The sequence below is a fragment of the Paraburkholderia strydomiana genome, assembly GCF_046030495.1.
In the GTDB taxonomy this organism is placed as follows: domain Bacteria; phylum Pseudomonadota; class Gammaproteobacteria; order Burkholderiales; family Burkholderiaceae; genus Paraburkholderia; species Paraburkholderia strydomiana_A.
Map to the genome: position 1 here is coordinate 62,459 of NZ_JAQQCJ010000019.1, position 22,862 is coordinate 85,320.

The following is a 22,862-nucleotide window of genomic DNA, read 5'->3' on the forward strand; positions in this document are numbered from 1 at the left end:
TTACCCTACCGGGCGGAACACCCTTCCAAATGCTTTCCGGAGCCTCAAAAAGGCCGATGCGGGGGAATACCCGAATACGGGTTGATTGGCGTCCGTCATAAAGACGTGATACAACTCTCACTTCGCGCTCGATCTCGTGTTGAGAAAAAGCGGGTCGCGAATGCAACACACAACATTTACTGGATCAAAAATGGCAACAGGTACTGTGAAGTGGTTTAACGATGCAAAGGGCTTTGGCTTCATCACGCCGGACGACGGCGGCGAAGACCTGTTCGCACACTTTTCGGAAGTTCAAGGCAGCGGCTTCAAGTCCCTGCAGGAAAACCAGAAGGTGTCGTTCGAAGTTAAGCAAGGCCCGAAGGGCAAGCAGGCTGCAAACATCCAGCCGGCCTAAGTACCTTCAGGTACTTGAGGCACCCTTAGGCGCTTGCGTCTGATGCAAAATGGCCCGCGTTCGCGGGCCATTTTCTTTGCTGCCATGCCTTCTTTTTGAGCGCCTGCGTGGTTTAAATCGCGCGCATTCCGAATAGCCCGAATTCTGGAACCGGCCCGCGCATCCCATCGAGCTGTTGCGTGCGCAACACAGTTTCAGAAATTTCGAACACGGATACAGCCTGTTTCAATTGCTGCGTCTGTTGATGCAAGGATGCCGCCGCCGCCGCGGCCTGTTCGACGAGCGCCGCGTTCTGCTGCGTCATCTCGTCCATCTGCACCACCGCCTGATTCACCTGCTCGATGCCCGTGCTCTGTTCGAGCGACGACGCGCTGATTTCCGCCATCATCTGCGTGACGCGCGAAATCGACGCCGACACGTTGCTCATGGCCTCGCCGGCATGCTCGACCAGCGCCGAACCGCCCTGAATCTCCGCGACTGATTCGCTGATCAAAGTCTTGATCTCTTTCGCCGACTGCGCGCTGCGCTGCGCGAGACCGCGCACCTCGCCCGCCACCACCGCGAAGCCACGGCCCTGCTCGCCCGCGCGCGCCGCCTCGACGGCCGCGTTCAGCGCGAGGATATTGGTCTGGAACGCAATGCCGTCGATCACCGAAATGATCTCGGCAATCTTGTCCGAGCTTTGCGCGATGCCGCGCATCTTGTCGACCACCTCGTTGACCACTTCGCTGCCTCGCGACGTCGCTTCGAGCGCAGTCTCGGCGAGCGCATTGGCCTCGCGCGCGTGATCCGCGTTCTGGCGCACCGTGGCCGTCAGTTCCTCCATGCTCGACGCGGTCTCCTCGAGCGAAGCCGCCTGGTTTTCGGTGCGTGCCGACAGATCGGCGTTGCCGGTGGCGATTTCGTCGGCGCCGAGGTAGATCGAGTCGGCGGATTCGCGCACGGTCTGCACCGTGCGCGCCACGCTCGCCTGCATTTTTGCGAGGCCCGAGAACAGCCGGCCGATTTCGTTGGTGCCGCGCGCGGCGATCGGCTGGTCGAGGCGCCCTTGCGCGATGCGCTCGAAGTGCTGGCCCGCTTCCTCCAGCGGCGCCACCACGCCCCGGCGCAGCCCCGCATAGACCGCGAAGGTGCCCGCCACCAGCAATACCAGGATCACGATGCTGACGACGCGAAACGTCGCCATGCGGGCGTCGATCGAATCGAGCGATGCGCGGCTCGCCGCCTCGCCGAATTGCACGAAGTTGTGTGACTCGGCGAGATAGGCATCCTGGAACGACTGGGTCGGCTGATCGAGGAAGGCCTGAATGTTGTTCGAGTCGAGAAACTGCACGAGTTCGGCGAGGGCGTCGTGCAGCTTCTTGTAGCGCTCGGCGAGCGCCGTGGCGCGGGCGCTGTTTTCGTCGCTGGTCTTCTGCGCACTCATGAACGCGCCGAACGACTGGTCGGCTGCCGTGAGCTGCTCGCGCGCGTGCTGCACGATGTCGGTCGGCTCCGCGCCGCCGCGCACCATGCGCGTGCCGGCGCGCGACAGGTTGATGCGGGCGTCCATCAGGCGCTGGGTCGTCTCGTTGACCGCGTCCACCTGCTTCAATGCGATGTTCGACAGATCGCCGACGTCGTCATGAGTACGGGTGAGCGACCAGAAACCCAGCCCCACCGTGACGAGCTGGAATACGCAGAACGCGGCCAGAACACATAACAGGCCGGAGGCGACCTTGATCTTGCTGAACATCGTGAATCCTGAGGGCAAAGAATAACGGGAGCTACGTCAGGGTTAACGGCAGGGTCGCGTTCAGCTTGAGGCCAATTTCATTAAAAATCGGCTTACAACCCCTTTTCATCGGCCAACGTCATGATTGCGGCTGTTTCCCACAACAATACGCCGCACATTTTTCCGAATCACCTTGACGCGGTGCATTCACGCTTCCTAGAGTGGGTAGGGACTGCACGACGCAGGCCAGTGCAGATGCCACCACGGGCCTCGCCCGAAGGAATCACGATGACCGACCTCCTCGACCGGGCGCGCGGCGCACTGCATGCCCAGCCGTTCAGCATGTTGCTAGGCGCCGAGCTGATGCATACGGGCACCAGCGAACTCACCCTGAGTTTGCCGATCCGCGATGAGTTGCGGCAGCAGCATGGCTTCGTGCACGGCGGGGTCATCAGCTATCTCGCCGACAATGCGCTGACGTTCGCCGGCGCGCTGTCGCTCGGGCCGAAAGTCGTGACCGGCGAATACAAGATCAACTATCTGCGCCCGGTAGTGAACGGCACGTTGGTCGCGCGCGCGAAGGTCGTCTATGCGGGCCGGCATCAGGCCACCTGCCAATGCAACGTGTACGTGATGGACGGCAACCGCGAAAAGCTCGTCGCCGTCGCGCAAGGCACGGTCAACCGGATCGGTGAAAACGGCGAACACGAACCGGCGGGATAATCTGACGGGATTGTTTCGGCGCGGAACGGGTCTCGCGCGATCGCGCATCCTCGCTGATGCGGGATTCGTGCGCGCGCATCGAACCGGCCAATTCACCTATTACAAGCGCAATGACGCCGAGTTGCGAAAGCCCCGCCGCACCCTCGCCCCCATCTCTGAACGAACGCTCGATCCGCAGACTTGCGCGACACCCCTCTGTCACCCTTTTTAGGAACCCTATGGACGAATTCGCTCTCGCCGCCGACGCGGACCGGCGCGCACACGCTTATCTCGCGGGCATCGGCAAGCGCCGCGTGTTTCCGGACGCGGCCGCGCTCGCGCAGCTCGCCGCCTTCGACGAAGCGTTGCCCCTGCACGGCCACGCGCCCGCCGACGTGCTGCGCCTGCTCGACGAAAGCGGGTCGCCGGCCACGGTGGCGTCGAACGATCCGCGTTATTACGGCTTCGTGATCGGCGCGGTGCTGCCGGCGGCCGCGGCGGCCGAGCGCCTGATGGGCGCGTGGGACCAATGCGCCTCGACCTTCGACAACTCGCCGGCCGCCGCCACGATCGAGAAGATCGCGGCGCGCTGGGTGCTCGACGCGCTCGATCTGCCGCGCGAAGCGGCGATCGGCTTCGGCACCAGCGCGACGGCATGCACGCTCGTTTGCATTGCGGCCGCGCGGCGTGCGCTGCTCGCGCGCAAGGGTTGGGATTTCGATAACGATGGGCTCAACGGCGCGCCGCCGGTGCGCGTCGTCATCTCCGAGATGGCGCATATCACGGTGAAGAAGGCGTTGCGCGTGCTCGGCTTTGGCATGAAGCGCATGATCGCCGCACCGGTCGATGAGCATGGCCGCATCGATCCCGCCCGACTGCCGCCGCTCGACGATATGACGATCTTCTGCGTGCAGGCGGGCGAAGTGAACACCGGCGAATTCGACCCGTTCGCCGACCTGATACCGCGTGCCAAAGCGGCAGGCGCATGGGTCCACGTGGATGGCGCGTTCGGCTTGTGGGCGCGCGCGTCGTCACAGCGGGCGCTGACGGAGGGCATCGACGGCGCCGATAGCTGGACCACGGACGGCCACAAATGGCTCAACACGCCTTATGACGGCGCGATGGCGATCTGCCGCGATGCGCAGGCGATGTCCTCGGCGATGAACAGCGACGCGGTCTACCTGAGCGGCGCGCACGACGCGCAGAAGAATCTGACCTTGGAGTTCTCGCGCCGTCCGCGTGGCATACCCATCTGGGCGGCGCTGCGTTCGCTCGGGCGCAGCGGCGTGCAGCAGATGGTCGATCGGCATTGCGCGCAAGCGTCGCGCATCGCCGACGGCTTGCGTGCCGCGGGTTTCGACGTGCTGAATCGCGTCGTGCTGAATCAGGTGCTGGTGCGGGCAAAGACCGACGAAGAGACGGTCGCGATTCGTGAAGCGGCCCAGGCATCCGGCGAAACGTGGTTCGGCGGCACGCTCTGGCAAGGACGGCCCGCGTTTCGTATCAGCGTGTCGTCGTGGCGCACGCAAGACGAGCACATCGACCGCTTGGTCGAGTTGCTGGCGCGGCTGCTCGCGGCGCAGCGCGCCTGATCGCGGCGGCACGAACGACGCAAGCAAAAAGGCCGTTCCCGCCTCACGCGGGAACGGCCCTTCACATTGGCAACGCAGTTAAACCAGGCGCGCGAATCACTCCGCAGCGTAAGTCTTCTGCGTCTGCTCGCCGAGACCTTCGATACCCAGGCGGATCGTCTGACCCGGCTTCAGGAACACAGGATTCGGCTTCACGCCCATGCCGACGCCCGGGGGCGTGCCGGTCGAGATCACGTCGCCCGGCTGCAGGCTCATGCACTGCGACACGTACGACACCAGCTTCGCGACGCCGAACACCATCGTCTTCGTGCTGCCGTTCTGGTAACGGTGGCCGTCCACTTCGAGCCACAAGTTCAGGTTCTGCGGATCGGCGACTTCATCGCGCGTGACGACCCACGGGCCGATCGGGCCGAACGTGTCGAAGCCCTTGCCCTTGTCCCACGTGCCGCCGCGTTCGATCTGCCATTCGCGTTCCGACACGTCGTTGATCACGCAGTAGCCGGCAACATGGTCGAGCGCGTTGGCTTCGTCGACATATTTTGCCGGCTTGCCGATCACCACGCCCAGTTCGACTTCCCAGTCGGTCTTCTTCGAGCCGCGCGGAATCTCGACGTCGTCGTTCGGGCCGCAAATCGCGCTCGTCCACTTGTTGAAGATGACCGGTTCGGCCGGCACCGGCAGATTCGATTCGGCGGCGTGGTCCGCGTAATTCAGCCCGATGCAGATGAACTTGCCGATTCGCGCGACACAAGGCCCGAGGCGCGGATTGCCTTCGACCACCGGCAGCGAAGCCGGGTCGAGCGCGCGCAGCTTGGCGAGACCTTCATCGGTCAACGCGGCGCCGTCGAGATCGCCGATCACCTTGGACAGATCGCGAATCTTGCCTTGCGCATCGAGCAGGCCCGGCTTTTCCTGGCCTTTCGGCCCATAACGAAGCAGTTTCATCGTGGTACTTCCCTTTTACGTTCAGTGATATTCGGTTCGTCAATCAGTGCGCGTCAGTTCGACCAGCCGCCGTCGATCACATGCGCCTGACCCGTCGTAAATGACGACTCGTCGGACGCGAGATACAGCGCCAACGCCGCGATCTCGTCGGGCTTGCCGACGCGGCCCATCGGCTGACGCGCGACGAACGCCGCTTGCACGGCGTCCACCGTCGTCCCTTGCGCCTGAGCCTGCGCCGCGATCCGCTGTTCGAGCGACGGCGAAGACACCGTGCCCGGGCAGATCGCGTTACAGCGTACACCACGCGTGACGAAATCGGCGGCAACGGCCTTGGTCAGTCCGATCACCGCGGCCTTCGACGCGCCATAGGCAAAGCGGTTCGGCACGCCCTTCACGCTCGACGCCGCCGACGACATGTTGATGATCGAGCCGCCGCCTTTCTCCAGCATGCCCGGCAAAAATGCGCGGATCATACGGTACATCGCCTTCGCGTTCAGGTCGAACGCGAAGTCCCAATCCTCTTCGCTGCATTCGAGAATCGAGCCGGCGTGCACGAAGCCCGCGCAGTTGAACAGCACGTCGATTGGGCCGACCTCGGCGGCCAGCGCCTTGATCGCCGCGGCGTCGAGCACGTCGAGCTGACGCGCCTCGACCGGCTTGCCCGCCAGTCCGTCGATGCGGATGTCCGTGGCGATCACGCGCGCGCCTTCGCGTGCGAAGAGTTCCGCGGTGGCGAGACCAATGCCTTGTCCTGCCGCGGTGATCAGGGCCGTTTTGCCGGCCAGTCTTTGTGTCATCTACGACTCCGTGTGAATGGGCTGCTTATAGGCTGCTTGTGTCCTGCTGGTTGTCCTGTCTACGCTTCCAGAAATCAAAGCCGGTAAAACGCGGCGGCGTTCTCGCCGAACACCGCTGCACGCTCGGCGTCGCTCAACGACGCGAGCAAGGTGGTCGCGACCGAATGCCAGAGCAGATAGTCGCCGTTCAGATCGAGCACCGGCCAGTCGCTGCCCCACATCACACGCGCCGGGCCGAACGACGCGAGCAGATGGTCGACGTAAGGCCGCAGCGTGTCCTCGGTCCAGCCGGGCGACGCTTCGGTCGCGAGACCCGAGAGTTTGCAATGAACTTGCGGCAGGCTTGCAAGCCGCGTGATCGCGTCCTTCCACACCTGGAAGCCCGCCTGGCGATACCGGATCGGCGGCTTCGCGCCGTGATCGACGACGATGCGCAGCGTCGGAAAACGCTTCGCGAAAATTTCGATGTATTCGACGTGACGCGCGTAGATCAGCGCGTCGAACGCGAGGTCGTGCGCGATCAGCGCTTCGATCGCCGGCGCGAGATCGGGGTTCGCGATCCAGCCGTGGTCGGGCAGGTCCTGCAGCATCGGCCGCACACCCTTGAACTTGGGCTCGCGCGCGAGTGCTTCGATCAACGCAGGCGCATTCGGCAGCAGCAACGGCACCCAGCCGACCACGCCCGCGATCGACGGCTCGTTGCGCGCGAGGTCCAGCAGGTAGCGCGTTTCGTCGATGGTCGGCGCGGCCTGCACCACCACCGTCCGCTCGATACCCGCCCGCTCGCGCAAGGGCGTGAGATCCGCCGGGCCGAACGGCCGGTACAGAATTTTCAGCTCCGGCGTGAGCCACTCGTAGTCGCCCCGCGCGGGGTCCCAGTAGTGCTGGTGGGCGTCGATCAACATCGTCGAGTCAATCCTCTGGCGCGGGTGCGCGCGCGTCGAGCAAGCCTTCGTCGCGCAGCGCGGACCACAGGCCTGCGGGGATCGGCAGCCCGAACGACGCGACGTTCTCGCGCAATTCGTCGGCACTGCGCGCGCCGGTCAGCACGGTGGCGACCGCCGGATGCGCATACGGGAACTGCAACGCGGCGGCGGCAAGCGGCACGCCATACGCGCGGCACACCGCCTCCAGCCGCGCGACGCGCTCGATCACTTCGGGCGGCGCGTCGCCGTAGTTGAATTTCAGATCGCCCGCGACGCCGCGCGCCAGAATGCCCGAGTTGAACGCGCCGCCTAACAGGATGCTGACACCGCGCGCTTCACAGGCGGGCAGCAGGTCGTCGAGCGTGGTCTGTTCGAGGAGCGTATAACGGCCCGCAAGCAACGCGCAATCGATATCGAACTCGGCCATCGCGTCGAGGATGACCGCGCCTTCGTTGACGCCGAGCCCGACCGCCTTGATCGCGCCGGTCGAGCGCAACCGGTCCAGCGCGCGGAAACCGCCGCCTTCGGTCAGTTGCCGCCAATAATGGGGATGCTGGTCGCCGTGCGTGATGCGGCCGATGTCATGCACGAGCAGAATGTCGATCTCGACGATGCCCATGCGCTGCTGGCTGTCTTCGAACGAACGCATGATGCCGTCGTGCGTGTAGTCGTAGATCGCTTCGAAGGGCAACGGGTTTTGCCAGCCCTCGCGGTCGTCGAAGGGCGAGGTGCGCGGCACGAAGCGGCGGCCCACTTTGGTCGACAGCACGTAGTCGCCGCGCGGATAACGGCGCAACGCGTCGCCCAAGCGATGCTCGGCTTTGGTGTTGCCGTAATGCGGCGCAGTGTCGAAGTAGCGCACGCCGGCGTCCCACGCGGCGGTGATGGTCGCGTGGGCCTCCTCATCCGACAGATCGCGGTACAGGCCGCCGAGCGGCGCCGTGCCGAGACCCAAACCACTCACCTGCAATGTGCCGCGGCCAATGCGGCGCCGCTGGCCGATCTTCGATGCGATCGTTGCCGTCATTGAGCGCGTCTCCTTGTGTCGACCGGAGCGAGTGCTTCAGCACTGACTCCGGTCAATTTCTATTTTTACCATGCGCGGACAGGGTTTGCCCACTGCGTGTCAATGCGGCTCGATCGCGACGACCCGTTGCACCGGCGGCCCACTCGATGGCAAGCAGGCAGGCCCAACCGGCTCGAATGTCTTGTAAACCAGAATGAATTCCTGATGCCCGAGCATTTCCGATTTCGACGCCGCACCACGCGCCACCGCGACCGTTTGCTCGAACACTTCGCGGCCGACTTCATCGAGCGTGCCGCGCCCTTCGAGAATCCGGCCCGCATCCACGTCCATGTCGCCGGAAAGATTGCGATAGGTCGCCGGATTCGCGCACACCTTGATAACCGGCGAGATCGCCGAGCCGACCACCGAGCCGCGCCCGGTCGTGAACAGAATCACATGCGCGCCGCACGCGATCAGCTCGCCGATCTCCGCGTTGTCGCTGATGTTCGGAAAGCCGAAACGCGGCTCGCCGTCCGGCACCACGTCGAGCAGATAAAGGCCGCCTGTCGGCGGAATGTCGCCGGGTTTGATGATGCCGACAATCGGCGACGCGCCGCTTTTCGCATACGCGCCGAGCGATTTCTCTTCCTGCGTGGTGAGACCGCCGTCCGCGTTGCCGACCGCAAAGCTGCCGTGTCCGAGTATCGAGTAATAGCGCGCCGCCTTCGCGACGCACTCGACGATTTCATCGCCGAGTTCCGGCCGCGCCGCGCGCGTCTTCATGTGGAACTCGCAGCCCACCAGTTCGCCGGTTTCCTCGAAGATGCAGGCCGCGCCCGCGTCGATCAGATGATCGAACGCGCGGCCCACCGCCGGGTTCGCGGTGATGCCGCTCGTGCCATCCGAGCCGCCGCAAATCGTGCCGATCACCAGTTCGCTGAGCGCCATCGGCACCTTTTGTTGCGCGGCGAGTTGCGCGCGTGTGCCGCGAATCCAGTCGACGCCGTATTGAATCGTGCTGCGCGTGCCGCCCTTTTCCTGGATCGTCAGGACTTCGACGGGACGGCCGCTCGCGCGCACCACGTCCACCAGATAATGCTTGTTCATGCTCTCGCAACCGAGCGACACGAACAGCACCGCGCCCACGTTCGGATGCGTGGTGAGCCGCTCCAGCATCTTTTCCGCGTACCCGTTCGGATAGCAGCCGGGAAAGCCGATCAGATGCACGGGCGGCTCGCGTTCGGCCGACGGATCGTCGAACGCGTCGAGCGGCTCGCGAAACTGCGTGACGATCTCGCGCGCGACGTGATGCGCGCACTCGACCAGATACGCCACCGCGACCACGTTGCGGATGCCCTTGCGGCCGTCGCTGCGCAGATAGCCTTGCAGCATCGGTTGCTGCGCGGCGCTTGCTAAGGAGATGTCAGTCATGATGGTTCCAGCGGCACAACAGGCCGCGTGATGGTATGCGTGTCAGTGATGGACGAACTCGTGACCCGCGTTGTGCGTATAGGTCGGCAAGTAGTCGCTTTCGAGGTTGTGCGTGTGCAGATGCGCGCCGCGTGCCACCGTTTCGGTCACGTGGCCGATCACTGCGCCATAGCGCAGCACCTTGTCGTCTTTCGCTAGCTCATGGCGCGCGACCTTGTGGCCGAGATCGATGGTGCGGGTCAGCGTAACGCGCTCGCCTTCGATGTCGACCTGCGTGCCCGCGTCGAGCCGCGCCGCGGCGATCAGGCAGTTGTCGGCGGGACTGAGGAGGATCAGGCGCGGATCGGTTGGCAATGGACGGCTGGTCAAGTGAGATCTCCGGGTGCGTGCGTACGAAGCGTGCGCATTAGTTCTGGCCTTCGCCGCTGGCAAGGCGCGCCACCATCAGCGAGCCGAGAATGATGGCGCCATAGATCGCCTGAATCCAGAACGACGGCACCTGGGCAAGCGTCAGCAGGTTCTGAACGACGCCGAGCAGCAGCACGCCGGAGAGCGCGCCGAGCATCGTGCCCTTGCCGCCGTCGAGCGAAATACCGCCGATCACCGCCGCCGCGAACACCGTGAAGATCATGCCGTTGCCCTGGTTCGCGTTGATCGCGCCGACATAGCCGGTTACGATCAAGCCGCCGAGCGACGCCAGAATGCTGCCCAGCACGAACACGCCCCACGTGATGCGCTCGACGCGAATCCCCGCCGCGCGCGCCGCTTCCGGATTGCCGCCGATCGCGTACAACGCGCGGCCAAGGCGGTGATAGCGCAATACGAACGCTGCAATCGCGAACGCCGCCGCCGCGAGCCACACCGACAACGGCAAGCCGAACACGATGGTGGTGGCAAGCGTGAAGAACGACGGCGGCATGTCGAACAGCGTGCCGCCCTTGGTCGCGCCGACCAGCATGCCGCGCAGCACGATCAGCATGGCCAGCGTGACGATGAACGCGTTCAGCCGCAAGCGCACCACCAGAAAGCCGTTGATCAAACCGATCACCGCGCCCACCGCGACAATCGCGACGAGACCGACCGCCGTCGGCCATTGCGTGCCGAAGCCCGCGGACGCCGCCGGCATCACCAGCATCGCGCCCACGGCGGGCGCGATGCCGACGGTCGATTCGAGCGACAGATCGAACTTGCCGGTCAGCACGATCAGCGATTCCGCAAGCACGACGAGCGCGAGCGCCGCCGACGCGCCGAGCACGCTGATCAGATTCGCCTTCGTGAGAAAGCTCGGGCTGACGAACGCGCCGATCACGATCAGCAACGCGAGCGCGGGCAGCAACGCCAGTTCGCGCAGGCGCGCGAGTTCGGAGCGCGCGCGTTTGCCGCGCGAGCCCGCCGCGGCGGACTGCGCCGGCGCTTGCGCCGTGGCGAAGGCGGGGCTGGGCACACTATTCTTCATGGAGACTGACTCCTTCAACGGATGCGATCAGGTCGTGATCCTGCCAACCCGCGGGAAATTCGGCCGCGACACGGCCACGGAACATGACCAGCACACGGTCACAGGTACGCAGATCGTCGAGCTCGCCGGACACGACCAGCACGGCCTTGCCCTCTTCGCGCACGCGATCCACGACGGAGAGCAACGCTTCTTTCGATTTCACGTCGACGCCCGCAGTGGGGTCGATCAATACGAGCACGTTGGGGTCGGTGGCGAGCGCGCGCGCCATCACCACCTTTTGCTGATTGCCGCCCGACAGTCCCGACACGACATGGTCCGGACCTTGCGCGACGATGCCGAGCGCGTCGATCATCTTCTGGCCGAACGCGTGCTTCTTCGCGGGCGGCGCGATGCCGAACTTGCCGAGCACGCGCGCGATTGTCATCGATGCGTTTTCCGCGATCGATTGCGTGAGCACGAGGCCTTCGTGATGCCGGTCCTTCGGCACGCAGCCGATGCCGTGCGCCAACGCGGCAGGCACGTCGCCGGGCGGCAATGCCTTGCCGTCGACGCTGACCGTGCCGCCTTTGACTGTGCGCAAACCGGCGATCGCTTCGGCGACGCTCGTGCGGCCGCTGCTCGTCGCGCCGGTCAGGCCGACCACTTCGCCGCGCTTGACGGTGAACGACACGCCCTCGTAATCGGAGCCGGCCAGTTCGTCGACGCGCAGCGCGATCGCCGTATCGGCGGGCAACGCGGCGCGCGCCGCGGCGTCGGCGACGTTCAGCCCGCCGCGTTCGCCGGTCATCGCTTCGATCAGCTGCTCGCGCGGCAACGCGGACACCGGCGCGCTGACGATATGGCGCGCATCGCGCAACACCGTCACCGCCTGGCAAATCTCGTAGACCTCCTGAAGATGATGCGAGATGAAGAGGAAGGTTACGCCTTCGCGCTGCAACTCGCTGATGCGCCTGAACAGGCGCTTGATCTCGTCGCCGTCGAGTTGCGCGGTCGGTTCATCGAGGATGATGAAGCGCGCGCCATACGACAGCGCCCGCGCAATCTCAACCAACTGCCGCGCTTCCACGCTCAGGTCGCCCGCGCGCGCGTCTTCACGCACGTCGATCTTCCAATGATCGAGCAGCTCGCGCGCGTCGCGGCGCATCGCCTGCCAATCGATCATGCCGCCGCGCACCGGCTGGCGATTGATGAACAGATTTTCCGCGACGCTCAGATCGCGAATGATCGTCGAATGCTGATAGACGCACGCGACGCGCTCGCGCCACGCGTCGCGATCCGCGATCGACGGCGCACTCGCGCCGCCGAACCGCACCTCGCCGGTGTCGGGCTTGCGCAGGCCGGTGAGGATCGACACCAGCGTCGACTTGCCCGCGCCGTTGCGCCCGACGAGCGCATGCGACTCGCCGGGCATCACGCGGATGCTCACGTCTTTCAGCGCGGCCGTCGAGCCGAAGCGTTTGGTGACTTCAAACGCTTCGACGACCGGCACGGATGGCGTCGGTGCGCTCATTTGGCCGCTCATTTGGCCGCTCATTTGACCGCTCATTTGACCGTATTGCCCCACAACGCCTTGTCGTCGACATTCGACTTCGTCACGAGCGGCGCGGGCAACTGATCTTCGAGCACACCCGGCGCGAGCTGGATGATGTTGCTGCCGTGATCGGTCGGGCCCGGCTTGAAAGTTTGCCCCGCCAACGCGGCCTTGATGTAGAACAGGCCGTATTTCGCGTACGAATCGGCGGGCTGCGAGATGGTCGCATCGATATCGCCACGACGAATCGCTTCGAATTCCTGCGGAATGCCGTCGTTACTCACGATCACGACGTGCTTCGCATCGCCTGCGGGAAACAGCATCTGCTTGCGCCGCAAGGTTTGCAGCGTCGGCGACAGATAAACGCCGCCCGCCTGCATGTAGATCGCCTTCACGTCGGGATTGGCGGTCAGCAGACTGTCGAGCGCGGTGGCCGCGACGTCGCCCTTCCAGGCCGCCGGAATTTCCAGCAGCGACAAGGCCGGATAACCCTTCAGACACGCGCGGAACGCTTCCGAGCGGTCGCGCCCGTTGACCGACGCGAGGTCGCCCATGATCTGCACGACCTTGCCCGACTTCACGTGTTCGCCGATGTATTTGCACGCCTTCTCGCCGTACGCGTGATTGTCGGCGCGCACGACCATCGCGACCTTGCCCTGCGTCGGCGCGACGTCCACGGCGACCACCGGCACGTTGCGAGCGGCGGCGGCGTCGAGCGCGCGGCTGATCGCCGCCGAATCCAGCGGCCCAACCACGATGCCCTTCGAACCGAGGTTCAGCAGGTTGTTCATGTCGGTGATCTGCTGGGCCGGATCGCCGTTCGAATTGACCGGCGCGAGGATGTCGAGGCTCATCTCCTTCGCGTACTTGGGCAGATAGTTGTTGTACGACTGCCAGAACGGCGATGTGAGCAGCGGCAGGCCGAGGCCGATCTTGCCCGCGTCGGCGGCTTGCGCGGCGCCGCTCGCGGCGATACCGGCGGCGCATGCGGCCGCGGCGAGCGTGAAAAGTGAACGGCGGAACAGACGACGGGCCGCGAGCGGCCTCTGAACGGACGTGGACATGGGGTTGTCTCCTACGATGCGTTTGTTGAACTGCGTGAACCGGTCATGGATGCCGGCACTTCGTCCTGCGCTTTCTTATCGGATGTCTTATCGGGTATTGGCGTGCGCTCATTCACCAATGAACGTATTATTCATATACGGACTTTTCGAAGTCAAGGAATCTACGCTGGATCGGGCTCCGTACTTTCCCTGGACACGCGCCGCCTTGCTCAAGATTCGCCACGCACTTACATTCATGCGCCAGATAATGAGAACTGCACACGGAACCTCGCCGACGATGGACGCAGAAGACAAAGACGACGCCGACCGTTACCGGGCCCCCGCGCTCGACAAAGGCCTCGACATCCTCGAACTGCTCGCCGAGCAGAAAGAGGGGCTCACGCGCGCCGAAATCACCAAGCTGCTGGGGCGCAACGCGAGCGAGATGTACCGCATGCTCGAACGCCTCGTCGCGCGGCAGTACGTGGTGCGCTCGGCGGGAGGCGACCGCTATTCGCTGAGCCTGAAGCTGTATGCGCTCGCGCACCGTCATCCGCCGATGAACCGGCTGATCTCCGAAGCGCTGCCGCTGATGCAGCGCTTTGCCGATGCCGCCGAACAATCGTGTCACCTCGTGGTGTACGACCGCGGCAACCTGCTGGTGATCGCCCAGGTGGATGGGCCGGGCACGTGGGGCATGTCGGTGCGGCTCGGTTCTCGGGTCGGTTTGATCGATACCGGCTCGGGTCGTGTGATGCTCGCGTTTCAAAGCATCGAGCAGCGTCAGCAGATGCTGGCCGAGCACACCAAGGTGAAGGGCGAGGTAACGATCGACCGCGATGCGCTTGAGCTCGCGTGCGAGCGGATTCGCGCGGCGGGTTTTTCGCAGAAGGACAGCCAGCAGACGTTCGGCGTCACCGACCTGACGTTTCCGATCCAGGGGCCGTCCGGCCAGGCGATCGCGGTGCTGACCTGTCCTTACCTGCGGCGTATCGATGAATACGTCGCGCCGACGCTCGAAGCCGCGACCGTATTGCTGCGCGAGACGGTGCAGGCGCTCTCGATGTTCCACGAGCACGACGTTTGAGTTGCTTGGAGTTGCTTGGAGTTGCTTGGAGTTGCTTGGAGTTGCTTGGAGTTGCTTCGGACCGTGTCGGTCAGCGTGGCCGACGCGCGCAATCGTGCCCTGGTCCGTTGAAAACAGACCGCTCGCGCACATGGTTTAGAATGGCGACCCTCTCAAATTACGCCGCATGGGTTCGCCCATGCGCGCTCATCGATAAGCAATGGCGAAACTTCTGACCGATTCCGAATTCCAGCGTTTTTCCGAACTCCAGCAGAAGCAGTCGAGCTTCACGATCACGCCCGCGGAAGCCGACGAACTGCGCGACATCGTCGCTCATGCGCAAAAGCGTCGCGACGACCGTGCCGCGGCGATGCAAAGCATCGAGACGTTCATCCAGCAATTCGACATCAGCCCGGACGAGCTGTTTTCGCCGGAACAGATCGGTGAAGCCGCCCGCACTTACGGCCTGATTCCGGCCGCGAAGAAAGAACGCGTGCTGCCGCCGTCGTTCACGTTCAACGGCAAGCCGTACCAGTGGACCGCGCGCGCGCTGCCGGACGATATTCGCGTGCCGTTGTTCGATGCGTTCAAGGCGGGTCAATCGGTGAAGTCGTTCATCGCGACGCTGAAGGATGCGAACCGTTGCGCGGTGACGATCGCGCGTCTCGAGCGCGAAACCGGCGCGGTGTACGCGGATGCGTGGCTGGAAGAGTTGTCGGTGACGCGCACGCAAGTCGATGAAGCCGCGGCGAAGCTGCCGGCTTGAGCTTGTGGTTTCATTGATTTGCAGCGTGAGAGGCCGTTCCGGCTTCTTGCGGTGTGAGGGCGGTTTGGGTCTTCGAACGCGGCCGCTTGTCACTCGTCGCAGTTCGGCCAGCTTCGGAGGTTCGATAGCCTCCGAAGACTGGAAGCATGAGTTCGGGCAAAACGGTCCTCTGTACGGGTAGGGATGCGGCCGGTCGAACGTCGGAATGACCCGGAATCCAGACAGTTTCGCGCCCTTAGCCCTCCCTACCCGCCGTCTCCTCCAGCGCCATCCGAAACCCCACCACCCCCGGGTCTTCGGTCCGCGTGATCGTGAACCCGCAGCGTTTGGCCAGCGCGATCATCGCGCCGTTTTCGCGCAGCGCCTCTCCGACCAGCCAATGGACGCCGCGCACCCGCGCGTAGCTGATGATCCGCTCCATCAGCAATTGACCGAGGCGCCGGCCTTTCTGATCCGAGCGCACGGCGACCGCGAATTCGGCGGTCTCGTTGTCGGGATCGGAGACAGCGCGCACCACCCCCAAGGTCCGCACGAAACCCTCGTCGGACGTCACTGTCGCGATCAGCGCCATCTCGCGGTCGTAGTCGATCTGCGTCATGCGCGCGAGTTGCGAGTGGTCGAAGCTGCCCACTGCGCCGAAAAAGCGCAAACGCAGATCCTCGGGTGTCATCGCTTCGACGAAATCATGATGCGCTGCCTCGTCTTCCGGACGGATCGGCCGCACCGTCACGCGCAAGCCTTGCCAGTCGAGCGTCTCTTCGAAGCGGCGCGGGTAAGGCACGATCGCGAGGCGGCTTCGTTTGGCGGCGAGGCTCAGCACGGGATCGACCACGGTCACATGGTCGCTGTAGACCCTCAACGTCAGCGCCAGTGCGACGATCTCCTTGACGTCGCAAACCGCCTGCGAGAGCGCCGTCAGTGCCGTCAGCGCCGGCTCCGGCGCGACCAGCCGCGCGTAGCGCGAACGCGTGACAATGTCGCGCGCGAGCACGGGATTTAGTGGCGGCAGGCCGTAGACGCGCAGCGCCTCGGACACGCCGTCGGCCGAGGGCGCGGTGAAGCGGAACACCGGGCCGAAGTTGTCGTCGTCGTGAAGCTCGATAGCGATGTCGACCACCGGTTTTGCGGACGACCTGGCGCTGTCTTCAGCGCAGTCCGCCGTGGATGTGGCAGCAGATGCTTTGAGCGCTCGTGCCGCTCGTTGCGTGGGCGTCTGCGCAGCGGCGGCATTACCCGCGCTCTCCAACCCGCTCCCCGCTTCCGCGTCCGCGTCCGCTTCCACCTGCAACCCAAATCGTTCGAGAAACCGCGCCGCCGCTTCGCCCTTCCACTCATGTTCGCCCGCGTTCAGCGCGGCGCAAGCCTGCGCCTGAGCCGCGTCGATCGCGTCGGGAATCCGCGCGGGCAATCCCTCCGGTGTTTGCATCAGGAGTTCGCGCCCCAACCGGTAATCGACCAGACGGGCGAACGCGCGTGCGAGCCGCTGCGGCGTCGTATGAACCGGAATGCCCTGTGCGTGCAGCGCGTCGCGCGTGGCGGCGTCGAGGCCGCCGAAGAAGCAGGCAAGCAAGCCGCGATAGGCGAAGCGCTGATTCTCGATCAGCGCCTGCGCGACTTCACCGACCGGCGCGCCGTGCGTCGATGCGTGGACCACGAATGCAGTGCCGGTGCTGCGATGCTCCGCCAGCAGTTTGAGCGCGGCGCCGAAATGCTCGGGACGCGCGTCGTCGCCGAGTTGCAGCGGATTGCCGCCGACCGCGTGCGGCAGCGCCTGCTGCAACGCGTCCGAGGCTTCGTCTGGCCACGGCGCGAGCATGCCGCCTGCGGCGGCGAAGGCGTCGCAGGCAAGCGTCGCGAGGCCGCTGTCGCTGGTGATCAGCGTCGCCGCCCCGCCGGCCGCCACGCGTCCGACGCCGAGCGTCTCCACTTCGTCGAGCAGATCATCGAGCGCATCGACGCGCACCATGCCCGCGCGCCGGAACGCGGCGCTGTAGAGCGCATCGGCGGGATCGGTGCGGCCCGAGCGCAACGCGAGCACCGGCTTGTTGCGCGCCGCCGCCCGCGCCGCCGACATGAATTTGCGCGCTGCACGCACGGTATCGAGTTCGAGCAGGATCGCGCGCGTGCCTGGGTCGCTGGCCAGGTAGTCGAGCACGTCGCCAGCGTCCACATCGGCCTCATCGCCAAGCGCCACCGCATGCGAAAAACCGAGCCCGCGCGCTTGCGCCCAACCGAGCACCGCATTGGTCAGCGCGTTCGATTGCGACACCCACGCGACGCCACCCGCCTTGACCGTGCACGACGGCGCGCCGAGATGCGCGCGCAGCGCGGGCGACACCACCCCGAGACTGCCCGGCCCGACAATCCGCAGCAGATGCGGCCGCGCCGCCGACAACGCGTGCCGCAGCGCGAGCCGGTCGTCATCGCTGCGCGCTTCGCCGACGATGATCGCGGCCCGCGTACCCAGCCCACCGAGCTTGTGGATGATTGCCGGCCACGTGGCGGGCGGCGTGCAGATCAGCGCGACGCTCGGCGCTTGCGGCAGATCGCCGGCGTCGCCGAACACGGTATGGCCGCCCAGCGTCTCGTACTTCGGATTGACCGGCCACAGCGGCCCGCCGAAGCCGCCTTCCAGCACACGCGCCCACACCATCGCGCCGGTGCTGCCGGGCCGCTCGGAGGCGCCGATCACAGCGACGGATTTGGGTCGAAACAGGGCGTCGAGATTGCGTACGGTCACTGGCACTCCGCGAAAGTGAGGAGGACGCGCCGGCCCGGCGGCTCGGCGCGTGTCTCAGTCAGCATAGGCGAAGTCGCGCGCTTGCGCGGATGTTGGCGTCAAGACCCTGGCTCGCGCGTCGAACCAGGCTGGCAAAAAAAAGCCGCGTCGTCGACGCGGCTTCTTCATTCATGCGCAGCTGGCAATCACATCGACTTCCGGAACGGCGCACCCGAGTGTTCGCGCAGTTCGTTGAACACGATCTTCGGCCACGCCTTTTGCGCGACTTCGATTTCGGACACGTGCGAGGCCAGATACGTCGGCGCATCCGAAGCATCGAGCGCGATCCGCGCCGCGTACGAATCGGTGAAGCGGCGCAGTTCGGCGGCGTCGTCGCAGGTCACCCAGCGCGAGAGCCGGTAACGCGCCGGCGCCATCCGCACGTCGACCTTGTACTCGGTCGACAGACGATGCGACACCACCTCGAACTGCAGTTGCCCGACCGCGCCGAGAATCATCATGCCGCCCACTTCCGGACGGAACACCTGAATCGCACCCTCTTCGCCGAGCTGCTTCAGCGCTTCGCCGAGCTGCTTCGCGCGCATCGGATCCACCACTTCCACGGTCTGGAAAATTTCCGGCGCGAAGAACGGCAGGCCGACGAACTGCAACTGCTCGCCTTCGGTCAGCGTATCGCCGAGACTCAGCGTGCCGTGATTCGGAATACCGATGATGTCGCCCGGATACGCCTCGCTCACGGTCTCACGGCGCTGCGACAGGAACGTCACCACGTTGTTGGCGCGGAACGTCTTGTTCGAACGCGTGACCTTCACGGCCATGCCGCGCTCGAAACGCCCCGAGCACACGCGGATGAACGCCACGCGGTCGCGGTGCGCGAGGTCCATGTTCGCCTGCACCTTGAACACGACGCCGGTAAACTTCGGCTCGTCCGGCAGCACCGGACGCTGCACGGTCATGCGCATCGACGGCGGCGGCGCGAGATCGACCAGCGCGTCGAGAATTTCCTTCACGCCGAAGTTGTTGATCGCCGAGCCGAACAGCACCGGCGACTGCTGGCCGGCCAGGAACTGCTCGCGATCGAAGTCGGGCGTCGCACCGGTGATCAGGTCGATCTCTTCCTTGGCTTTCGTCCAGCTATGGCCGAAACGGCGCTCGCCTTCCTCGTCGCTCAAGCCCTGCAGCGTTTCCACCGCGCCGCCCGCCGTATCCTGCCCGGCACGGAACACACGAACCTGATCTCGCTGGATGTCGTAGACGCCCTGGAATTCCTTGCCCATGCCGATCGGCCACGTGAACGGCACGGCCGCCACGCCAAGATGCTGCTCGATCTCGTCGAGCAGTTCGAGCGGCTCGCGCACTTCGCGGTCGAGCTTGTTGATGAAGGTGACGATCGGCGTCTTGCGGCTGCGGCAGACTTCGAGCAGCTTCAGCGTTTGCGCTTCGACACCGTTCGCGCCGTCGATCACCATGACTGCGGCGTCGACCGCGGTCAGCACGCGGTAGGTATCTTCAGAGAAGTCTTCGTGGCCCGGCGTGTCGAGCAGATTGATGACGGCGTCGCCGTACTCGAACTGCATCACCGAGCTGGCGACCGAAATGCCGCGCTGCTTTTCGATCTCCATCCAGTCGGACGTCGCGTAGCGATTGCTCTTGCGGCCCTTCACGGTACCGGCGATCTGAATCGCGCCCGAGAACAGCAGCAGTTTTTCGGTAAGCGTGGTTTTACCCGCGTCCGGGTGGGAAATAACCGCGAACGTGCGGCGGCGTTTGAGTTCGGAGACTGACATCGGGTCTGGCGGTCACGGAAAGGGGGTTCGGGCGGTTCCCGGCAGCCTGTGGCGGCCGGTATGCCGCGCCTTGCGCGGCGGCGTCGGGCTGCGGGAGTTGGGCCGGAACCCGCATCGACTGGCAGACTTCGCCGCGTCGGAAACAGGTCACGAACAGACGTTCGACAATACGGGAATCGCCAGCGCAGAACAGCGCAGGGAACGAATGATACACGCCCGGGGCGGCGCGAGGGGAAACAGGGTCGCCCGTGCCGGTCGACGCGCGGCCATGCGGCGGGGTGAAGCAGCGACTATTCGGCATGCGCAAATGGATCGCGCGCCTCACCTATCTGGCGCGGAGGAGCGCGGCGACTCGCAAAGGTGAGAGTTTTCGGGACTGGCGATGGCGAGCATCGCGGCGCGTCGAAAGGTGAAGCTGGACAAGCGTGGTTCGCGCACCTCCGAGGCGAACCTCACAAGAACGCAACACGCGGCGGACCATCACGAAACATCCAGCAGAACGTGCGGGGGAATCTTTCGTATTACCTGGGAACGCCCGCCAGCAAGGGATGGCGCGGGTTTTGGAAGAATCCGGGCGAGCACGCGGGGCCGTTCGCGGCAGCCGCGCCGCGAGGTGCGTCACGCGACAAAACCTGGCTCACCGAAACAACCGGCCGTGAGGAATGTCGTGTTGAAAAGCGCAGTGCCCGAGCTCAGGTTGGTGTCAAAGGTGAGTGTTTTCGGGACTCGCGCAGCGGTGCGACTTTCGCCCCACGCTGCGTCACTTCAGACAACTCGCCACGTCATGCGCTGGCGCGTCACGCCCGGCGGGCAAGGCGCCGCGCGGTGGCACACGTCATAGATCGATGAGAAAACGCTCGCGATTCTTGCCCGCGAGCCAGGCCGGCGAGCGGCCGCGACCGCTCCATGTCTCGCCGGTTTTCGGGTTGCGATACTTGGCCACCGACACCCCGGCTGCTTTGCGCGCCGGCTTGGGCTGGCTGGTAAAGCCGAGCTCTTCGGCGGTCAGGTCGTATTCGGCAACCTTCTGCTTGATGTCGGCGATTGCCTGCGCAACTTCCTTTTCGCGGGCCGCTGCGACTTCCTTGTGGAGTTTTTCGAGCTGGGCAGTCAACTGTTTGTACGAGGCCATGGCGGTGCTCCCCCCATCTGTTTGAATGAATTGCTGTGCGGACGCCCCGGAGGAAGTCCTCGGGGGGCACACTATCAGACGAATAAAGTGCCGGATAGAGTGGGCCGCAGCCGCGCGCCGTTCCATACGGAACGACTCAGTGGCGGCGGCTTCTGCACTCAGTCGTCAATGGCATCGTACACGCGGCGTTCGAAGTCGAGCGCCATCGGGAAGGGTTCGATTGCGCGCCGCTGGATCAGCATGAGACCGATCAGATTTTCGACCGGATCGGCGAACCAGCTCGTGCCGAACGCGCCCGGCCAGCCGAACGAACCCATCGAGCGATAGCCGAGCGGCAGTTGCTGCGCCGGGTCATCGACGACGGACACGCCGAGGCCGAAGCCCTGCCCCGCCCACAACACGTGCCCGAAAGCCGGCAGGCGACGCTGGTCACGGGTCAGAAAGTTGGAGCGCATCAGATCGACCGAGCGATGCGACAGCAAACGCGTCGCACCGACGCGCCCGCGTGCGAGCAGCAGTTGCGCGAATTGCAGATAGTCCTGCGCCGTCGAAACGAGGCCGCCCCCGCCGCTCTGGAAGCGCGCGGGGTTCGCCCAGCGGCTCGTCGACGGATGATCCTCGACGACGCGCCGCCGCGTACCCGGCTCGACGCCATAGGCGGTGGCCAGCCGCGCCAACTGCGCGTCGGGCACCCAGAACGCGGTATCACGCATGCCGAGCGGTTCGAAGATGCGCGTGCGGAAGAACTCGCCGAGCGGCATGCCGCTCACGCGTTCGATCAGCACGCCGAGCACGTCGGTCGCGATGCCGTAGTGCCAACGCGAGCCTGGCTGGAACATCAGCGGCAATGCCGCGATGCGGGCGAGCCAGGCATCGCGGTCCGCATGAGCCTCGAAGCCGTTGAAAGCGGCCGCGTACGCTTCGGCCAACGGCCCGGTCGCGGTGAAGTGATACGCGAAGCCCGCGCGATGCGTCAGCAAATCGAGCACGGTGAGCGGCGCTCTGACCGGGTCGGTTTCGTCGAGCGGCCCGGCGGGATCGCGCAGCACGCGCGGCGCGGCCAGTTCGGGCAGCCACAGCGAAATCGGCGTGTCGAGTGCGAGCCGGTCTTCTTCGATCAGCATCAGGATCGCGGCGCTGGTCACCGGCTTGGTCATCGAGGCGATGCGAAACAGCGTGTCGCGCTCCATCGGCAGCTGCGCGGCTTCGTCCCGCCAACCGAGCGGCTCGAAATAACCGATCTCGCCGCGCCGCCATACCATCGACACCACGCCCGCCACTTCGCCGCGTTCCACATAGCCTTGCAGCGCGTGGGTCAAGGCCGTCAGCCGGGTCGCGGATAATCCTGCTGGTGGTTGCATGCTGCTCCTGGGTGAATGGCGCGAAGTGCCGAGCCGCGACGTTCCCTTGCTCCCGCAGTAATCGTTACGGGCTTCAAGGCGACACGACGGCTACGCATTGTCGCCGGTATTAATTTTTTTGCCGCTCTTCCAATGCCGACAGCGCATCATTCAGCCGCTTGATTCGACTGGCTTGCGCCGGCACACGGACCGCGTCCGAAACCGAGTCGATCCGGTTGCGCCAATAGGACAGCGGGATGCGGTCTTCAGCGGAAATATGCGAAATAACGTGTTCCAGATGCTGGATATCTTTTTCAAGTTGATGATGATTCATTGCTTCCCCGTATTCTATTGAATTAGTTTCAAAGCATGAATGAAAGCAGGGAACGTGCCGCCGTCAAGCCCCACGGGCATGTTCGCAAAACGGAAAATCCTTCCTGACTGTCTGCCACGTCAGAAAAATCCGGAAAAATATGCTTGTTGGTTAAATTCCG

The 22,862-nt window shown here is 64.9% G+C and carries 20 protein-coding genes; 5 read left to right on the forward strand and 15 right to left on the reverse strand.

The genetic code is table 11. The annotated features are described in order from the left end of the window. Positions 1 to 190 precede the first annotated feature (190 nt). Entirely contained in the window at positions 191 to 394 is a 204-nt protein-coding gene (locus PQQ53_RS23775; protein WP_102632542.1) for a cold-shock protein, read from the forward strand. 112 nt (positions 395 to 506) lie between these two features. On the opposite strand, the gene PQQ53_RS23780 is transcribed toward PQQ53_RS23775, so the two are convergent. Beyond that, positions 507 to 2,129 carry a methyl-accepting chemotaxis protein gene (locus PQQ53_RS23780; protein ID WP_408141784.1) on the reverse strand — a complete coding sequence of 541 codons (1,623 nt, stop codon included), beginning with the start codon at positions 2,127 to 2,129 and terminating at the stop codon, positions 507 to 509. 267 nt (positions 2,130 to 2,396) lie between these two features. Here PQQ53_RS23780 and PQQ53_RS23785 point away from each other — a divergent pair, with 267 nt between their 5' ends. Next, entirely contained in the window at positions 2,397 to 2,831 is a 435-nt protein-coding gene (locus PQQ53_RS23785; RefSeq protein ID WP_121320099.1) for a PaaI family thioesterase, read from the forward strand. A gap of 218 nt (positions 2,832 to 3,049) precedes the next feature. Further along, on the forward strand, positions 3,050 to 4,402 hold the full coding sequence (locus PQQ53_RS23790; protein ID WP_408326619.1) for a pyridoxal phosphate-dependent decarboxylase family protein: 1,353 nt from the start codon (positions 3,050 to 3,052) through the stop codon (positions 4,400 to 4,402). 96 nt (positions 4,403 to 4,498) lie between these two features. On the opposite strand, the gene PQQ53_RS23795 is transcribed toward PQQ53_RS23790, so the two are convergent. From PQQ53_RS23795 to PQQ53_RS23835, 9 genes are all read right to left on the reverse strand, one after another. Further along, positions 4,499 to 5,347 (reverse strand): ureidoglycolate lyase, encoded by an 849-nt coding sequence (locus PQQ53_RS23795; RefSeq protein ID WP_408326622.1) that lies wholly within the window; start codon positions 5,345 to 5,347, stop codon positions 4,499 to 4,501. Between the two features lie 53 nt (positions 5,348 to 5,400). Then, positions 5,401 to 6,144 carry an SDR family oxidoreductase gene (locus tag PQQ53_RS23800; protein ID WP_408141787.1) on the reverse strand — a complete coding sequence of 248 codons (744 nt, stop codon included), beginning with the start codon at positions 6,142 to 6,144 and terminating at the stop codon, positions 5,401 to 5,403. 74 nt (positions 6,145 to 6,218) lie between these two features. Beyond that, complete coding sequence (locus tag PQQ53_RS23805; RefSeq protein WP_408141788.1) at positions 6,219 to 7,049, reverse strand: amidohydrolase family protein; 831 nt, start codon at positions 7,047 to 7,049, stop codon at positions 6,219 to 6,221. Positions 7,050 to 7,056: 7 nt separating this feature from the next. Then, positions 7,057 to 8,097 (reverse strand): aldo/keto reductase, encoded by a 1,041-nt coding sequence (locus PQQ53_RS23810; protein ID WP_408326625.1) that lies wholly within the window; start codon positions 8,095 to 8,097, stop codon positions 7,057 to 7,059. 99 nt (positions 8,098 to 8,196) lie between these two features. Continuing rightward, positions 8,197 to 9,507 carry a UxaA family hydrolase gene (locus PQQ53_RS23815; protein WP_408326628.1) on the reverse strand — a complete coding sequence of 437 codons (1,311 nt, stop codon included), beginning with the start codon at positions 9,505 to 9,507 and terminating at the stop codon, positions 8,197 to 8,199. 42 nt (positions 9,508 to 9,549) lie between these two features. Next, positions 9,550 to 9,876: a UxaA family hydrolase gene (locus tag PQQ53_RS23820; protein WP_408326630.1), complete on the reverse strand. Its 327-nt coding sequence runs from the start codon at positions 9,874 to 9,876 to the stop codon at positions 9,550 to 9,552. A gap of 37 nt (positions 9,877 to 9,913) precedes the next feature. Beyond that, the gene (locus PQQ53_RS23825; RefSeq protein ID WP_408141792.1) at positions 9,914 to 10,963 is read right to left on the reverse strand and encodes an ABC transporter permease; all 1,050 of its coding nucleotides are present in this window, start codon (positions 10,961 to 10,963) and stop codon (positions 9,914 to 9,916) included. After that, entirely contained in the window at positions 10,953 to 12,473 is a 1,521-nt protein-coding gene (locus tag PQQ53_RS23830) for a sugar ABC transporter ATP-binding protein (protein WP_408326633.1), read from the reverse strand. The genes PQQ53_RS23825 and PQQ53_RS23830 overlap by 11 nt, the downstream gene beginning before the upstream one ends. Before the next feature lie 32 nt (positions 12,474 to 12,505). Further along, positions 12,506 to 13,558, reverse strand: a complete 1,053-nt coding sequence (locus tag PQQ53_RS23835) for a sugar ABC transporter substrate-binding protein (RefSeq protein ID WP_408141794.1) — start codon at positions 13,556 to 13,558, stop codon at positions 12,506 to 12,508. 277 nt (positions 13,559 to 13,835) lie between these two features. Here PQQ53_RS23835 and PQQ53_RS23840 point away from each other — a divergent pair, with 277 nt between their 5' ends. Both PQQ53_RS23840 and PQQ53_RS23845 read left to right on the forward strand, forming a co-directional pair. Then, positions 13,836 to 14,624 (forward strand): IclR family transcriptional regulator, encoded by a 789-nt coding sequence (locus PQQ53_RS23840; protein ID WP_408141795.1) that lies wholly within the window; start codon positions 13,836 to 13,838, stop codon positions 14,622 to 14,624. A gap of 199 nt (positions 14,625 to 14,823) precedes the next feature. After that, positions 14,824 to 15,369 carry a hypothetical protein gene (locus PQQ53_RS23845; RefSeq protein WP_408154536.1) on the forward strand — a complete coding sequence of 182 codons (546 nt, stop codon included), beginning with the start codon at positions 14,824 to 14,826 and terminating at the stop codon, positions 15,367 to 15,369. A 235-nt stretch (positions 15,370 to 15,604) separates the two neighbouring features. On the opposite strand, the gene PQQ53_RS23850 is transcribed toward PQQ53_RS23845, so the two are convergent. The 5 genes from PQQ53_RS23850 to PQQ53_RS23870 form a co-directional block, all read right to left on the reverse strand. Then, a complete protein-coding gene (locus PQQ53_RS23850; RefSeq protein ID WP_408326636.1) occupies positions 15,605 to 18,109 on the reverse strand; it encodes a bifunctional acetate--CoA ligase family protein/GNAT family N-acetyltransferase in 2,505 nt (834 codons plus the stop codon). A gap of 185 nt (positions 18,110 to 18,294) precedes the next feature. Next, on the reverse strand, positions 18,295 to 19,896 hold the full coding sequence (locus PQQ53_RS23855; RefSeq protein ID WP_408141798.1) for a peptide chain release factor 3: 1,602 nt from the start codon (positions 19,894 to 19,896) through the stop codon (positions 18,295 to 18,297). An 835-nt stretch (positions 19,897 to 20,731) separates the two neighbouring features. Further along, positions 20,732 to 21,028 carry an H-NS histone family protein gene (locus PQQ53_RS23860; RefSeq protein ID WP_408141799.1) on the reverse strand — a complete coding sequence of 99 codons (297 nt, stop codon included), beginning with the start codon at positions 21,026 to 21,028 and terminating at the stop codon, positions 20,732 to 20,734. 158 nt (positions 21,029 to 21,186) lie between these two features. Further along, positions 21,187 to 22,389 (reverse strand): serine hydrolase domain-containing protein, encoded by a 1,203-nt coding sequence (locus PQQ53_RS23865; RefSeq protein WP_408154540.1) that lies wholly within the window; start codon positions 22,387 to 22,389, stop codon positions 21,187 to 21,189. A 109-nt stretch (positions 22,390 to 22,498) separates the two neighbouring features. After that, on the reverse strand, positions 22,499 to 22,702 hold the full coding sequence (locus PQQ53_RS23870) for a hypothetical protein (RefSeq protein ID WP_408141801.1): 204 nt from the start codon (positions 22,700 to 22,702) through the stop codon (positions 22,499 to 22,501). Between the last annotated feature and the right edge of the window lie 160 nt (positions 22,703 to 22,862).